Below are 15,409 nucleotides of genomic sequence, written 5' to 3'. Positions count from 1 at the left end.
ATTCCTTAGTTGCTCTTGTAAAACGTTCTCAAAATTTTGGGAAGCAAACAGGAAATGCGAAAAAAATGGCGAAATACTACTATATACGATTTTTCATGCCTCTTCGGCACAGTTTATGCGACTGCCGAGAGGGGAGCGGGGGCGCGTGGGCACCCCATGAGGAGGGGACGTTTATGGCAGTAACAGACAAGGGCTTTGGCGCATACGATGTGCGTGGCGTCTATCCGGACGAGGTGAATGAAGAACTGGCGTATCGTGTCGGACGCAGCTTCCCGACGCTGTTTCAGGCGAAGTCGGTTGCCATTGGGCATGATATACGACTGTCTGGACCTTCACTGAGCGATGCACTCGCGAAGGGGCTGACGGAGGCAGGCTGCAATGTCGTGGATATTGGCCAGTGCGGCACGGAGATGATCTACTTCACGACGGCACATCTGGGTCTCGACGGCGGCATTATGATTACGGCGAGCCATAACCCGAAGCAGTACAACGGAATGAAGTTCGTCCGCGCGGAGTCGCGCCCCATCTCAAGCGATACGGGGCTCAAGGACATCGCGGCGATGGCGGTCGGCGGTACCTATCCCGACCCCGCACCCTCGGCGGGACATATCGAGAAGAAGGATATATTGGATGAATATGTTAAGCATATCCTTTCCTATGTCGATGTGAGCAAGCTGAAACCGTATAAGATCGTCGTCAATACGGGCAACGGTGCGGCAGGCCCGATCATCAATGCGATGGAGAAGTTCCTGCCCTTCGAGCTGGTCAAGGTCTATAACGAGCCGGACGGCAATTTCCCGAACGGCGTGCCAAACCCCATCCTGCAGGAGAACCGTGAGGCGACGGCGAAGGTCGTGCGCGAGACGGGGGCGGACTTCGGTGTGGCATGGGACGGCGACTTCGATCGCTGCTTCCTCTTTGACGAGAAGGGCGGCTTCATCGAGGGCTACTACATGGTCGGCTTCCTCGCCGAGGCATTCCTGAAAAAGAATAAGGGCGCGAGCGTCATCTACGACCCGCGTCTGACGTGGAATACGCTTGAGATTGCAGAACAGCTGGGCGGCAAGGCAGTCATGTGCAAGAGCGGCCACGCCTTCATTAAGGACAAGATGCGCGAGGTCAATGCGATCTATGGCGGCGAGATGAGCGCGCATCATTATTTCCGTGAGTTCTCTTACTGCGACAGCGGACAGATTCCGTGGCTGCTCGTCGCAGAGCTGATGAGCGCGGCGGGCGGAAAGACGTTGTCGGAGCTCATGCAGGCACGTATGGATCGCTATCCGACCTCGGGCGAGATCAACAGCAAGGTCGCCGACGCCAAGGCGGTCATGGATCGCATCGAAGCAAAGTACGGTCCGGGCGGCAAGGTGACGAAGGTGGATGGTCTCTCCATCGAGTTTGACAAGTGGCGCTTCAACCTGCGCATGTCGAATACAGAGCCCGTGATCCGTCTCAATGTGGAGACGCGTCAGGACAAAGCCCTGTTAAAGGAGAAGACGGACGAACTGCTCGCGGAGATCCGCGCATAAAGAAAGGGGCTTTTTGGATGAGTCTTGTACTGAAGTCAGGTTTTACGTTTGACTATGACGATCTCTATGGTGAGGGAAAGGTGACCGATGCCGATCTCGCCTCCTACGCCGATGCGCTCAAAAAAGCGCACGCAGCGATGAAGGTCATGCGTGAGACAGGCTTTATCCGTGGGCATCTCTCGAAGGACGGGGAGCCGGAGAAGGTGCTGTTCTCGCAGACGCCGTACATCAAGGAAGGCAACATCAACTCGCCCGCGTCTATCGCACGTCTGAAGGAGCTCGGTAAGCACGTGCAGGAGAATACGGATGTCGTCATTTCCCTCGGCATCGGCGGCTCCTTCCTCGGGAACAAGGTGCTGTTCGACGTGCACTGCGGTGAGCTCTGGAACTCGCTCTCGAACGAGCAGCGGGACAACTATCCGCGCATCTACTTCAGCGGCAACAACATCGACCCGCGCCGTACGGGCGACATCATCAACCACATGAAGGATGTTGCGCAGATCAAGAAAACGCATGGTGGACAGCCGCTGCGTATCATGCTGCTCGTCATCTCGAAGTCGGGCGGCACGCTCGATACGATGTCGAACTTCATGGTGATGTACGATGCGTTCATGAAGGCGGACAATATCGAGGTTGAGGTGGTCGCGGTCACCGATCCGAACGAGGAGAAGCCGACGCTGCTCAAAAAGCTCGCGATGGACAAGGGCTGGAAACAGTTCGCTGTGCCGGACGGCGTGGGCGGACGCTTCACCGTCTTTACCGAGGTCGGGCTGACGCTCGCCGCGTGCATTGGCTTTGATATTGAGAGCTTCCTCGCGGGGGCGCGTGACATGGACGAGGTTTGTCAGAATGACGACCTCTGGAAGAATCCCGCGATGCTCAACGCCGCGCTGAAGTTTGCGGCATCCGAGAAGCACGGCCGCGACATCGAGGTCATGATGCCCTATGGCGACTATCTGAAGTCCGTCTCCGAGTGGTACATTCAGCTGCTCGCCGAGTCGCTCGGCAAGCAGTTCAACAAGGAGGGCAAGGAAGTCTGCTACGGACGTACGCCTGTCGTTGCGGTCGGCACGACGGATATGCACGCGCAGACGCAGCAGCATCAGGAGGGCAAGCTCAACAAGGTGGTGCAGTTCATCCGCATCGACAAGTGGGCAGATGATCTTGTCATTCCGAATGTGTTCCCCGAGGTCAAGAAACTTGCGGATGTGGCGGGTGTGACGATGGGGGCAGCACTTGAGGTAGCGCGCCAGTCAAACGCCGATGCACTTGCGTCGAACAAGCGCTACAGTGCCGTGTTTGCACTGCCGGAGCTGACGCCGTATCATCTCGGCGAGCTGCTCTACATGCTTGCGATGTCCATTGCCTACGAGGGTGAGTTGGCGGATGTCGATGCGTTCGATCAGCCGGGTGTTGAGGCGTATAAGCGCATCATGGGACCGAAGCTGCAAGAGCTGAAGAAAAAGGGCTAAAAAATCCTTAGGCATGCGGTGTGGGAACCGCACGTCTGAGCGTGTGGATATGTTTTTTTGGGGGGGACTGCAGCGGCAGTCCCTCTTTGCTTATCGGAGGCATGCGTGCTCGAACGCTGGAAAGACTATCTCAGTGCGCGGTATCGGCGTCAGCAGGCGGCGGTCGGCGCGGGACTACTCCTACTCCTTTCTCTCTGTGCCATGCTCCATGAAGATCCTTTGCCGACACCTGTGCCGCCTGCGGTCAGCCATGTCGATATGTCCGTGACAGAGGTGCAGGGGCTGTCCGCTGCGGCGGAGGGCAGGGTTCTGCACAACCCGTTTACCATGGCACATGCAGCGGAGGGGGAGACGGGGGCTATGCCAATTTCGCCAAAGCCGCACGAGGAAAAGCTGCCGTCGCAGCCCCCTCCTGCCGCTGCACCGCTGCCGCCGCAGGCACAGCCTAAGGCAGAGACGCCGCTCGTACTGCGCGGTATTGTGACGGGGGCAGACGGACGGAGGATCGCCATCCTCGCTAGAGGGAAGGACAGCGCGGCGCTTGCTGCGGGCGATACATGGCATGGCTATACCCTTGACGCACTAACTGAGCGAACGGCGACACTGCGCACGGCGCATGGCGTCATTACGCTTACGAGGGAGTAAATAGGATGAAGCGATGGATCATCAGGGCTGTGTCCTTTGGACTGCTGCTTTTTGCTGCACCGGTTTCTGCTGCATCCGTGACCGTTGATGTGACGGGCGGCGATGTGCGGTCTGTGCTCCTCGCGGCGGCGCGCATGGGGAATCTGCCGCTCATCGTCGATGACAGCGTGACGGGGACGGTAACGGCGCATCTTACGGGCGAGGCGGAGGAGGTGCTGCATCTCATTGCCGCCGCTCGCGGGATCCACCTTGAACGGCATGGGGATGTGTGGCTGGCCGTCGGCACAGAGGTGCGCGATGCACAGCGGCGCGTTCATACCTATGTCGTCCGCTATGCTGATCCCGAGGAACTCGCCCATGCGGCAAATTTATCCCTCACGGGTGAAGGAAAACGCGCAATCGTGTCGAAAAATAATAAAGATACGAGCGAAAATGAGGACTCGGATTCCGATGCGCCGCAGCGTGTCCTTGTGGATACGGCGACGAATACGCTTCTCTTTTACGGTACGGAGTCGGAGGCTCGTGCCGTGCGTGAGATCGTTTCTGCACTCGACACGGCACCGCGTCAGGTGTCGCTTGAGGCGCGTGTTGTTGCTGTCTCCAAGCGGGCGGCAAAGGAACTCGGCATCGACTGGTCATGGTCATCTCTGCCGCAGTACCCGGACGTCTCACGCGACGTGTCAGGCAGCTGGCACGTCAGCGGACGCAATGCGGGGATGGATGGTACGAGTGCCCCCGGAGTCATACGCTTTGGACGCGGACCCGAGGGAATGCCGTATGAGTTCTACTACACGGCGGCGCTCCGCGCACTCGTCTCGGAGGGCAAGGCAAAGATGCTTGCCCGTCCGAATGTGACGACCGTGCAGGGGCGTGAGGCACTGATCAATATCGGTGCGGAGGTACCCGTGCCGGTCGTGACGACATCGAATAATGTCACGACGACCGGCATCGAGTACCGCGAGGCAGGTATTATCCTACGCTATACGCCGCGTGTCACGGCAGATGGCAACATCGTCGCACGCGTGCACACGGAGGTCAGTACACCTGTTTTTGTTGACGATCTGAAGGCGTATCGTTTCCAAAAGCGGAGCGCGGACACCACGGTCCGCCTGAAAAACGGCGAGACGATGGTGATCGGCGGGCTCATTGACAGCGATGAGTCGCGTACGCTCGCAAAGATTCCGTTTCTCGGCGACCTGCCGCTCTTGGGGGCATTCTTCCGCACGGTACGGACGAGCAGAAATGAGACGGAACTGATGATTTTTCTCACAGCACATGTGTTGGACGAGTGATGAAATACGACGGAAAGAGGAGATCAAGGGTGGCAATCAGAATACTCTTAGCAGACGACCACGCGCTCTTGCGGCAGGGGATCAAGCGCGTACTAAATTTTGAAGACGATCTCGAGGTCGTCGGAGAAGCAGAGGACGGGCAGGAAGCACTGGCGCGCACGCTCATGCTCAAACCCGACATCCTCCTGCTCGATATCAATATGCCGGGGCTGACGGGGCTGGACGTGACGAAGCAGCTGAAGCAGGCGCGCTCACGCGTGAAGATCATCGCGCTCACAATCCACGACAGTGATAACTATGTGCTCGAAATGCTGAAGAACGGGGCACTCGGCTACCTGCTCAAGGACGTCGAGCCGAATGTGCTCATCAAGGCAATCCACATGGTCAACGAGGGCAATCCCTTCGTCTATCCGAAGCTTGCCGAGCGCCTCTTTGGCACGCCCGCGATCTCGGGCGACGTTGGGCGCATGGCGAAGGAAATCTGGGACGAGAGCCGCGGGGAACGCCTCACCCCGCGCGAGATGGACGTGCTCGGCTGCATCGCAAAGGGGCTGTCGAATCAGGACATCGGCAAGGCGCTGGGGCTCTCCGAAAAGACGGTCAAGAACCATCTCACCAGCGTCTTTCACAAGCTGAAGGTGAATGACCGCACGCAGGCACTCGTCTACGTACTGAAGAATAAAATCGTTTCGTTGGAGTAAAGGAAACGGCACGCACGCACAGGAGCAGCGTGCCGTTTTTTGCCTGTTCGATGGAGAGAAAGGAACTATGTATATCAGACTCAGTGCGCGGAGAACCAAGGCATATTATCAGGAGATCATGGCACAGGCGATGGCAGAAACAGATCAGCTGCGGAGGATGTCTCCTGACGTTGCCATGTATGAGGTGATTTATGCGCAGCTGATGGATCTAAAAGAACAGGTGATTGACCGCGGCATGGTGATTCCCAGATCTGTTCTCTACAAACGATATTCCTTGGGCACAATCGCCGTAAAAAATTTCGACGAGGAACATGATCCATACGCGCAGAAACTCTGCGATTGCTATGGCGGGGCCATAGACTATCATAAGATGCCGTAATAAATGAGAAGAATTATCATTGATACTAACCTAATCATCTGATATACTTTTCATAAAGAGGTGATGCTATGTCAGATGTTTTTGAGGGACTCATGATCCCCTTTCTCGGGACGGCACTCGGTGCCGGTTGTGTTTTCTTCCTGAAGGATACACTCAACCGCAGCGTGCAGCGTGGGCTGACGGGCTTTGCTGCGGGCGTCATGGTGGCGGCATCGGTCTGGAGCCTTCTCATCCCTGCGATGGAGGGTTCTGCTGATCTCGGGCAGTTTGCCTTTGTTCCTGCCGTCGTCGGCTTCTGGGCGGGGACGCTTTTTCTCCTCGTCCTCGATCACATTATTCCACATCTGCACATGAATGCGCAGCAGGCGGAGGGACCGCACAGCCGCCTTTCGCGGACGACGATGCTCGTCCTCGCCGTGACCCTGCACAATATCCCCGAGGGGATGGCCGTCGGTGCGATCTACGCGGGCTGGCTGAGCGGCAGCGAGGGCATTACGCTTGGCGCTGCGCTCGCGCTCTCCCTCGGTATTGCCATCCAGAACTTTCCCGAGGGGGCGATCATCTCGATGCCGCTGCGTGCGGCGGGGATGGGAAAGTGGCGCGCCTTTGCGGGCGGCGTCCTCTCGGGGGCGGTCGAGCCGATCGGCGGCGTGCTGACCGTGCTTGCAACGGCACTCATCGTGCCCATTCTGCCCTATGCACTTTCCTTCGCGGCGGGCGCGATGATCTACGTCGTGGTGGAGGAACTGATTCCGGAGATGAGCGAGGGAGAGCACTCGAACATCGGCGTGCTCTCGTTCGCAGTGGGCTTTACGCTCATGATGATGCTCGATGTCGCGCTCGGATAAATACGCACAGAAAAAGAGCCGACAGGGTGGTCGGCTCTTTTTCCTGGAAAGGGATGCTCGCAGGTTGGGAATACCTGCGGCTTGAGAAATGGGATGTAAGGATTTTGCCTTACAAATAGGAACGCAGGGAAACGTTCCCATAGAGGGATGATCAACGGGGGGGAAAGATGTCGGGGAGGACGTTTCGTATTCCCCGTTGACACTTCGTATTTTATCATATTTTGTTTGAAAATTGTGTAACCTAGGTCACACAATAGAAAAAAATATACACTAATAATATCAAATACGTGTCGTTTATTCTTGCATCAAGGTTCTTCTGAGTGTTTTCGTGCTTTCTTAAAAAATTTTTAAGGAAGTTCCGGCATGAGGTGCTACTGCATTGATTTTTGGCAAGAAAGAACGTATAATATCACAGAGAAGGATGCGCCTGGGAATTGGCGTATTCGGAAGGGATATCCTTTCGTTATGGTGATGAGGAGGAATTTTCATGCGTGATTATTTAAGAATCGCTCAGGTCATCGGTCGTGAGATCATCGATTCGCGTGGCAATCCGACGGTCGAGGCAGAGGTCGTTCTCGAGGACGGCACGATTGGCCGCGGTGCTTCTCCCTCGGGTGCATCCACGGGTGAGTTCGAGGCACTGGAGCTGCGTGACGGCGACAAGTCGAAGTTCGGCGGCAAGGGTGTCTCGAAGGCGGTGGACAACGTCAACAAGAAGATCGCTCCTGCACTCCTCGGCCTCGAGGCGAGCGACATCTATGCCGTTGATCAGGCGATGTTCGACGTGGATGGCACGAAAGACAAGTCGAAACTCGGTGCAAACGCGATTCTTGCTGTTTCAATTGCAGCATCGGATGCGGCGGCAAAGTCCGAGGATATTCCGCTCTACCGTTTCTTCGGCGGACTGCAGGCGAATGTCCTGCCCGTTCCGATGATGAACATTCTGAACGGCGGCGCACATGCGACGAACTCTGTCGATACGCAGGAGTTCATGATTATGCCGGCAGGCGCACCGACGTTCCGCGAGGCACTGCGCTGGTCGACTGAGGTGTTCCATGCGCTGCAGGCACTCCTCAAGAAGGAAGGCAAGACGACGGCGGTCGGCGACGAGGGCGGCTTCGCTCCGGATCTCGACTCCGATGAGGACACGATCGAGCACATCCTGAAGGCGATTGAGAATGCCGGCTACAAGCCCGGACAGGATTTCGTCCTCGCGATGGATGCGGCTTCCTCCGAGTGGAAGGATAAGGAGAAGGGCAAGGGCTTCTATCATCAGCCGAAGTCCGGCAAGAAGTTTACGTCGGATGATCTCATCAAGCATTGGGAGTCGCTCATCGACCAGTTCCCGATCTACTCGATCGAGGACGGTCTCGACGAGGAGGACTGGGACGGCTGGAAAGCGATGACGAAGGCACTCGGACATAAGGTCCAGCTCGTCGGCGACGATCTCTTCGTCACGAACACGGAGCGCCTGAAGAAGGGCATTGAGCTCGGCGCAGCGAACTCCATCCTCATCAAGCTGAACCAGATCGGCTCGGTCTCCGAGACGCTTGAGGCGATCAAAATGGCGCATAAGGCAGGCTATACGGCGGTTACGTCGCATCGTTCGGGCGAGACCGAGGACACGACGATCGCCGATCTCGCTGTTGCACTCAACACGGCACAGATCAAGACGGGTGCACCGTCCCGTTCCGAGCGTGTTGCGAAGTACAACCAGCTCCTGCGCATCGAGGAGCAGCTCGGCGCAAGTGCGGTCTATCCGGGCAAGCGCGCGTTCAACTTCACGAAGTAAGAAGATCCTTTGCGGATACAAAAATCCCCACCCTAGGGTGGGGATTTTTGTATGTGGTTTGCTGTCCCTAAAGTACCTGTACGATGTCCACGGCACTCTTGCGCTCCTTGTGGCGTGGGGAGGGGACACCCTTTTCCGTCGGATAGCCGACAGGGAAGAGCGCGATGAGGTTGTAGCCCTCCATGACGGGGAACAGCTCCTTGAGTTTCGGCGTGTTGAACTTGCCAACCCATGTTGCGCGCAGGCCTTCGTTGTGGATGGCGAGCATGATATGTGTCGCGACGATGGCGGCGTCCACATCGGCAAAATTCAGATCGTCGTCGGGGCGCACCCACGCCTCGTCCACCTTGCTGCCGATGACGAGAAAGACGCCGGCACCGAAGGTGTAGCTTGTCGTCTCGGCGAGCTTTGCACGCGCGGCGGGGCTTTCGATGGCCCAGATCTTGAACGGCTGGCGATTGACGGCTGTGGGGGCGACACGTGCCGCCTCAAAAATACGGTTCATGGATTCGTGCGGGATTTCCTTGTCGGAAAGGGCACGGCAGGAAAAGCGTTCGCGGATGAGTTCGTTAAATTCCATGGTGATCCTCCTTTTCATCGATGATTTCATTATACCATAGTTGCGCCACAAATATGCTTTTGTTAATTTATTTTACAACTTATAATGGCGTGACAGACTACGCATAGGAGTTGACGGCAGCGGGAATGTGTCATATAATAAATACAGAAAAGGTGCTGCCGGTAGACGGTCAGCCCCGACTTGTTAAACGAGAACCTCCGCTAACTTCTCAGGGTCAGGCGGAGGTTCTTATGCCTTTAATGCAACGATGCAAATCGTCACCATGAATACTAACGCCAAAAAGTCGTATAGTTCCATAGGCTTCGCCCCCCTTCAGGGGCTAAGATTGACCGCCTACCGTCTTGGTAGCACCTAACGACATTATATCATATATGACAGCCCTGCGCTGTCTTTTTTGTTGGAGAGGAGAGATATACTGGCTTTGCATATATATCATGTTGTTTATTCCATCGCTCCTCTGCCCCAAATCGCTTTCAGCAGAAAATAAGATTGTCATGGTATAGTGCCAATCGAAGGGAGTGATCGGATGCGAAAGAGAATTCTCGCAGCATGCTCCGCCCTAGTGATCGGAGGCGGACTGCTGCTCTCGCCGATGCGCGCGGAGGCGATTGACGCGTGGGGGATTGCGGCGCAGGCACTCGGCGTGCTCGGCGCGTACCACTCGGCACTCGGTGCGGTGCTCGCGCTCGGCAACGATGTTCATGCGCAGCATGAGAGCGAGCGACAGGATATAGAGGAAAACGGACGTGCACGAAATGCACGCGATATTGCACTGGTCGATCATGTGATGCAGCGGCTCGTGCGGGACGGAGACTATGTGCTCCGTGTGAACTCGCTTCCCTTTGTATGGGCGGTGAACGACAGTCCCATCTTTAACGCGGCGTGCTATCCGACGGACTATGTGAGCATCAACTGCGGGCTGATCCGTGGGCTGAACGGCAGCGAGGATGAGCTCGCGGCGGTGCTCGGGCATGAGATGACGCACGGCATCCGCCAGCACAGTGCACACAACTATGCGAAGGCGGCGGCGCAGTACTACGGGCTGAGTTTTCTCAACATGGATGCGGGGCTGATGGACTGGAACAAGCTCAACGCACTGGCGGGCTACTCCATTGCCAAAAATATCACTCTGCCCACAGAGTACGAGGCAGACGAGGGCGGCTTCCACATCATGACGAGTGCGGGGTTTAACCCCGGCGGCGGGGCGGCGGCGATGGCGCGCATGGGCTACTATCTGACGTATGTGACACAGGATCTGCGCGAGTACCAGAACCCAAAGGACAAGGACCTCCCGCAGGACGATTTCTCCGATCATCCTGCGACAGAGCGGCGTGAGGCAAAGCTCGCGGAGATGCTTACGGCATACAGTGCGGGGCACGTGACGGTGACGGATCGGCGGACGGTCTGCATCGACGGTACGCCGCTCCTCACGGCGAGACAGACGGATGAGGACTATGACAACAGTCCCGAGAACGCCTATCTCGCTGCAGGCGCATTAGCCCGTGCCTTTCACGACTATGATACAGCAGCGGACTGGGGGCTCGCTCTGACGCGCGGCGGCGGCGTATCGATGCGCGGCGACGCCCGGATCAATTCGGCACTCCTGCCCCTGGTGGAGAAAGCCAAGGCGGGGGCACAGCTCATCGCTCTCGTTGGGGATGCGTACGTCGGGGAGACGACGAGCGGCGCTCGGGAGAGGCTGCGCAGCACGGAGCAGGCGCGTGCCGCAGAACGCGAGGCGGAGCATGCGGCGGTTGAGAGCGCCGATGCGAAGGCGATTGATAAAATACGCGAGAACAGCGACGCCTACAGTGACTATGGCGACGGAACGCGTGCCCTCATGCTGATGGCGCGTGTCTTTGGTGCGGCGCACGACGACAAGCCTGCCCTCAGCTATGTCATTCGTGCACGTGCCTATGCTGTGCTGGGCGACGCTGACCGCGCCCACGCCGATGCCGACCGCGGTGTCGCCGATGCTCCGACAGACGTCCTCACGTGGGTCAACCGTGCGGATGTACGGCGCATGCTCGGTGAGCGTGACGGCGCACTTGCCGACGCATTGAAGGCGATCGAGGTGGATGCAAAGAGCCCCTATGGGTATCTGATCGCCGCAGAGATCTACGATGAGATGGGCAACGGTGATGCGGCAGAGGACTACTACAAAAAACTCTATGCGGTCGAGCCGAAGGCGGTCGCCCGCATCCCCGACAGCTATTTGGAAAGAATCGATGCGCGTGCCTACAAGGAGCGTAAAAAGGAAGAGAAGAAGGCGAGGGAAGCAGAGGAGGAGCAGAAAAAGGAGAGTGGGATGTAGAAAGCGGCTGCTGTACGTATGATTTCTTCGTACAGCAGCCGCTTTGACGTATCTTTATTTCTTTTTCCCCATGCGTCGCCACATGGTGTAGCAGAGTGCGGCGACGATGATGACGACAACATCCACGATGCGGTAGGTGAACGCATAGCCGTACGTGACGGCGACGATGCCGAGCCCGGCGGCGGCAAGCCCGACGCTGATGTCGAGCGACCAGAAGTAGGTAGCAGTAGCGACACCGGCACGCGATGCGGGGACACTGCGCACGGCGAGCGTCTGCAGCGCAGGCGTGACCGCGCCGAACCCTGCGCCGAGGAGCAGGGCAGCGCCGATCAGTCCCGTGAGCCCCGTGATGCTGCCGAGGAGCGCCATACCCACGGCAAAGAGAAGTACACCCGGGTAGACCGTATAGTCCGGCCCCATGCGGTCAAAGATGCGTCCGACAAAGGGACGCGTCACGAGAATCGCTCCCGCATAGCAGGCGTAGAAGAGGCTCGTCTCTGCCGACAGCCCGAGACTGCGCGTATAGAGCGGGATAAAGGTGAGCACGCTGCCGTAGGCGAAGAAGAGAATCCCCGCGATAAGGGCGGGCGCGAGCGCGCGTCGCTCGATAAACGTCTGGACAGAGAGACGGCGTCGTGCACCCTGCGGCAGAATGACGGCAGCGGGCAGACGCATCGTGCTCATCACGACGGAAAGTGCGGCGAGTACGCTGAGTGCAGCGAAGAGCGCCGTGCTCGAAAAATGTTCCATGATGAGCAGACCGACCATGGGGCCGACAACCATCGCGAGGTTGGTGGAGAGAGCAAAGTAGCCGATGCCCTCACCCTTGCGCGATGGCGGGAGGATCAGTGCCGCGAGAGCCGCCGCTGTCGTTGTCGCCACGGCAAAGATGATGCCGTGGAGGAGACGCAGCCCGTAGAGCATGGAGATCGCCGAGGCGACGAGGAAGAGTGCCATAACGATGAAGAACAGGACACTGATGACAATCATGAGCCGCCGCTTGTTGACAGCGTCAATGAGAATGCCCGCACAGGGACGCGCAGCGACCGTTCCAATCTGGAAGAAGGTCATGGCGAGACCGGCCTCGACGTCGCCGCCTCCGTACTCCTGCATCATGACAATGGGAAGTGCTGCGATCATTGCGTATTGGGTCAGATAGATGAGGAAGCTGACGAGGCTCATGCCGAGAAATTCGCGCGTCCGGAGAGGTTCCTTTACTGCCGGTTCGTTCATGTCATCATCCTCTTTATCCGTGAGATACTATATCTATTGTAATTCTACAGTGCAATACCATATCTGTCCAGAAACGCAGCTTGCTTTTTTCTATCTCTATGGTAGAATGGCGTGAGTTTTGGACGTTGCAGCGAAATGGGGAGCATCATGGGGGATACGAGGAAAAAAGAAATTGGGATGCGCGAGGTGCACGCGGCACGTGCCTTTTTCTTCATCGGAGGCTTTGGCACAGCGACGTGGGCGCCGCTCGTTCCGCTCCTGCGCGAGCGGCTGATGGTGGGGGACGATGTGCTCGGGATGCTGCTGCTCTGCATCGGGGTCGGCTCGCTCCTGACGATGCCGCTCTCGGGTGCACTCGCCATGCGGCTCGGGTGTCGCCGCGTCGTTATGACGGCCTCGATTCTCTTTGCGGCAATTCTTCTGCTCGTCTCATGCGTGGACGCACTTTCGCTTGCCGTGCCGATCGTACTTATCTTCGGTGCGGTGATGGGGTGCATCGACGTCGTGGTCAACATCGTCGCCGTACTGGTGGAAAAGGGCATTGGGCGGCGCATCATGAGCGGAATGCACGCGTTCTGGAGCCTCGGCGGCTTCGTCGGTGCGGGGCTTTACGGCGTATGGGTCGGGCTGCTCGGTCTTACGCCATTTCAGTCGACAGCGATTGCAGCGGGGCTCATCCTCCTCCTGACGGCGGTGTACGGACGCCATCTGATTCCGTACGGTGGGGGCGGCGGCGCACTGCTCGCACTGCCGCGCGGCATCATCGTCTTTGTCGGCATGACGGCGTTCATCGCCTTCCTCAGCGAAGGGGCAGTGATGGACTGGGGCGGCGTCTATCTGACCACAGTACGCGGCATGGATCTCGCGCTTGCGGGCACGGGCTATTCCGTATTCTCCGCCGCGATGCTCACGATGCGCTTTCTCGGTGACCGTGTCGTCCAACGCATCGGCGCGCTCCTGGTTGCCGTCGGTGGCGCACTGCTCGCGTTCGGCGGGATTCTGCTTGTCATGTTTGCGCCCGTAGATGCGCTGCTCTATGTCGGCTTCTTTGCCATCGGCATCGGGAGCGCGAACATCGTGCCTGTCTTCTTCTCCCTGATGGGGCGGCAGAACGTCATGCCGGTCAGTGCGGCGGTCTCCGCCGTCAGCACCATGGGGTACCTCGGCATTCTCGCGGGACCTGCCGCCATCGGATTCGTCTCCTCACTCACGACGCTGCAGATGGCCTTTGCCATGCTCGCTGCGCTCAGCATCCTGCAGGCAGTGATCGGGTTCTATGTGTTCAAACGCATTCCGTGATTTTCTAGGGAGTCGCTGATAAAATGAGGTCTGCCAGATTGGTGTCAAATTTATCAGTGCTTCCCTAGGGCGAGCGCAATCAGCATCATGGTCACCTCGTAGGATTTGCGCAGCGACGGGATGGGGAGAAACTCACAGTTGGAGTGGAAATTGAGCCCACCCGTAAAGTAGTTCGGTGTGAGGATCCCTTTTGTTGAGATAAATGAGCCGTCGGTTCCGCCGCGCATGGCGATCGTGTGCGGCGTGATCCCCAGGCGGTTCATTGCCGTGTAGATATGGTCGATTGCCTGTTTATTTTCATCCGTGACCGCATCTGCGATATTGCCGTAGGTGTCCTCCATCGTGTACTCGACGCGGCAGCGCGGCTCCATACGGCGCAGTTTTTCAACGTTCTCGGCAATCAGGGCTTTGCGTCTCTCATAGCGTGCCTTGTCGTGGTCGCGGATGTTGAGCTCGACCGTTGCGGTCGTCGGATTGGAGCGGATCGTCTGACACCAGATATATCCCTCTGTGCCCTCGGTGCATTCTGGTGTCTCCTTGCGGTCAAAGAGATTGACAAAGTCCACGGCGAGCAGTGTCGGGTTCACTAGAACCCCCTTTGCACTCATCGGATGTGCACTGACGCCGTGGATGGTGATCTCTGCGGAGCCCGCATTGAATGTCTCGTAGACGACTTCTCCGAGAGCACAGCAGTCGATGGTGTATGCGTAATCGGCCGGGAACTTTGAAAAGTCCATGTTCTTTGAGCCCCAGAGCCCGCATTCCTCATCGGGGACAAAGGCGACGTAGATGTCGCCGTGAGGAATCGCAGGATCGTTGACGAGCGTTGCGAGTGCCGTCATGATATTCGCAAGAGCGGCTTTGTTGTCTGCGCCGAGGACACTGGTGCCGTCGGTGACGATCAGTTCCTGTCCGACGTAGGGCGAGAGTTCCGGGTGCTGCGCTGCCCGCATGACGATATTCTTCTCTGCGTTCAGTGTGATGTCGCCGCCGGTGTAATGGAGGCGACGTGGCTTTACGACGGGGCTGAGCGACACATCAACGGTGTCGATATGTGCACAGAAGCCGATTGTTGGGGGCAGCGGCGTGCCAGAGGGGAGATTTGCCGGAAGCTGCGCAGTCAAAACACATTTGTCGCTTAGGGATATATCCTTCAAACCGAGGGATTTCAGCTCACCTTGAAGGAGACGTGCCATATCCCACTGCGTCTCCGTGCTGGGGACTTTTGAGCCGCCGTTCGGGTGGCTCTGTGACGGAACATTCACGTAGCGGAGAAAGCGTTCCACCAAGGATTCTTCGAGTTCTTTCGTATTCATTGTAATTCC

13 protein-coding genes are annotated in these 15,409 nt (G+C 57.7%); 10 read left to right on the top strand and 3 right to left on the bottom strand.

The annotated features are described in order from the left end of the window. Positions 1-173: 173 nt before the first annotated feature. From C1713_RS04840 to eno, 8 genes are all read left to right on the top strand, one after another. Entirely contained in the window at positions 174-1,529 is a 1,356-nt protein-coding gene (locus tag C1713_RS04840; RefSeq protein ID WP_102493208.1) for a phosphohexomutase domain-containing protein, read from the top strand. Positions 1,530-1,546: 17 nt separating this feature from the next. Beyond that, the gene (locus C1713_RS04835; protein ID WP_102493207.1) at positions 1,547-3,001 is read left to right on the top strand and encodes a glucose-6-phosphate isomerase; all 1,455 of its coding nucleotides are present in this window, start codon (positions 1,547-1,549) and stop codon (positions 2,999-3,001) included. Positions 3,002-3,106: 105 nt separating this feature from the next. Beyond that, complete coding sequence (locus C1713_RS04830; protein WP_102493206.1) at positions 3,107-3,646, top strand: hypothetical protein; 540 nt, start codon at positions 3,107-3,109, stop codon at positions 3,644-3,646. Between the two features lie 5 nt (positions 3,647-3,651). Then, entirely contained in the window at positions 3,652-4,938 is a 1,287-nt protein-coding gene (locus C1713_RS04825) for a secretin N-terminal domain-containing protein (RefSeq protein WP_102493205.1), read from the top strand. 29 nt (positions 4,939-4,967) lie between these two features. Further along, a complete protein-coding gene (locus tag C1713_RS04820) occupies positions 4,968-5,639 on the top strand; it encodes a response regulator (protein ID WP_039981432.1) in 672 nt (223 codons plus the stop codon). 67 nt (positions 5,640-5,706) lie between these two features. Continuing rightward, positions 5,707-6,018: an immunity protein Tsi6 family protein gene (locus C1713_RS04815; protein WP_006691009.1), complete on the top strand. Its 312-nt coding sequence runs from the start codon at positions 5,707-5,709 to the stop codon at positions 6,016-6,018. Positions 6,019-6,086: 68 nt separating this feature from the next. Continuing rightward, complete coding sequence (locus C1713_RS04810; RefSeq protein WP_102493204.1) at positions 6,087-6,866, top strand: ZIP family metal transporter; 780 nt, start codon at positions 6,087-6,089, stop codon at positions 6,864-6,866. A 487-nt stretch (positions 6,867-7,353) separates the two neighbouring features. Next, positions 7,354-8,658, top strand: coding sequence for a phosphopyruvate hydratase (gene eno, locus C1713_RS04800; RefSeq protein ID WP_102493203.1), 1,305 nt, complete (start codon positions 7,354-7,356; stop codon positions 8,656-8,658). A 67-nt stretch (positions 8,659-8,725) separates the two neighbouring features. Here the strand turns inward: eno and C1713_RS04795 are convergent, their stop codons facing one another. Next, complete coding sequence (locus tag C1713_RS04795) at positions 8,726-9,238, bottom strand: nitroreductase family protein (protein ID WP_102493202.1); 513 nt, start codon at positions 9,236-9,238, stop codon at positions 8,726-8,728. Between the two features lie 526 nt (positions 9,239-9,764). Between C1713_RS04795 and C1713_RS04790 the strand changes: the two genes are divergently transcribed. Continuing rightward, positions 9,765-11,552 carry a M48 family metallopeptidase gene (locus C1713_RS04790; protein ID WP_102493201.1) on the top strand — a complete coding sequence of 596 codons (1,788 nt, stop codon included), beginning with the start codon at positions 9,765-9,767 and terminating at the stop codon, positions 11,550-11,552. Positions 11,553-11,606: 54 nt separating this feature from the next. On the opposite strand, the gene C1713_RS04785 is transcribed toward C1713_RS04790, so the two are convergent. Further along, complete coding sequence (locus C1713_RS04785) at positions 11,607-12,785, bottom strand: MFS transporter (protein ID WP_102493200.1); 1,179 nt, start codon at positions 12,783-12,785, stop codon at positions 11,607-11,609. Between the two features lie 135 nt (positions 12,786-12,920). Between C1713_RS04785 and C1713_RS04780 the strand changes: the two genes are divergently transcribed. After that, positions 12,921-14,084: an MFS transporter gene (locus C1713_RS04780; RefSeq protein ID WP_170950774.1), complete on the top strand. Its 1,164-nt coding sequence runs from the start codon at positions 12,921-12,923 to the stop codon at positions 14,082-14,084. A 53-nt stretch (positions 14,085-14,137) separates the two neighbouring features. Here C1713_RS04780 and pepT read toward each other — a convergent pair whose 3' ends face one another. After that, entirely contained in the window at positions 14,138-15,400 is a 1,263-nt protein-coding gene (gene pepT / locus C1713_RS04775; protein ID WP_102493198.1) for a peptidase T, read from the bottom strand. Between the last annotated feature and the right edge of the window lie 9 nt (positions 15,401-15,409).

Source organism: Centipeda felix, from assembly GCF_900186465.1.
GTDB classification, from domain to species: Bacteria; Bacillota; Negativicutes; order Selenomonadales; family Selenomonadaceae; genus Centipeda; species Centipeda felix.
This window is presented reverse-complemented; position numbering and strand designations above follow the sequence as displayed.

Excerpts from the sequence above, each read along its gene's own strand:
- C1713_RS04795 (WP_102493202.1), bottom strand. The coding sequence starts at position 9,238 with ATGGAATTTAACGAACTCATCCGCGAACGCTTTTCCTGCCGTGCCCTT.
- eno (WP_102493203.1), top strand. The coding sequence starts at position 7,354 with ATGCGTGATTATTTAAGAATCGCTCAGGTCATCGGTCGTGAGATCATC.
- C1713_RS04815 (WP_006691009.1), top strand. The coding sequence starts at position 5,707 with ATGTATATCAGACTCAGTGCGCGGAGAACCAAGGCATATTATCAGGAG.
- C1713_RS04840 (WP_102493208.1), top strand. The coding sequence starts at position 174 with ATGGCAGTAACAGACAAGGGCTTTGGCGCATACGATGTGCGTGGCGTC.
- C1713_RS04825 (WP_102493205.1), top strand. The coding sequence starts at position 3,652 with ATGAAGCGATGGATCATCAGGGCTGTGTCCTTTGGACTGCTGCTTTTT.
- C1713_RS04790 (WP_102493201.1), top strand. The coding sequence starts at position 9,765 with ATGCGAAAGAGAATTCTCGCAGCATGCTCCGCCCTAGTGATCGGAGGC.
- pepT (WP_102493198.1), bottom strand. The coding sequence starts at position 15,400 with ATGAATACGAAAGAACTCGAAGAATCCTTGGTGGAACGCTTTCTCCGC.
- C1713_RS04780 (WP_170950774.1), top strand. The coding sequence starts at position 12,921 with ATGGGGAGCATCATGGGGGATACGAGGAAAAAAGAAATTGGGATGCGC.
- C1713_RS04785 (WP_102493200.1), bottom strand. The coding sequence starts at position 12,785 with ATGAACGAACCGGCAGTAAAGGAACCTCTCCGGACGCGCGAATTTCTC.
- C1713_RS04835 (WP_102493207.1), top strand. The coding sequence starts at position 1,547 with ATGAGTCTTGTACTGAAGTCAGGTTTTACGTTTGACTATGACGATCTC.
- C1713_RS04810 (WP_102493204.1), top strand. The coding sequence starts at position 6,087 with ATGTCAGATGTTTTTGAGGGACTCATGATCCCCTTTCTCGGGACGGCA.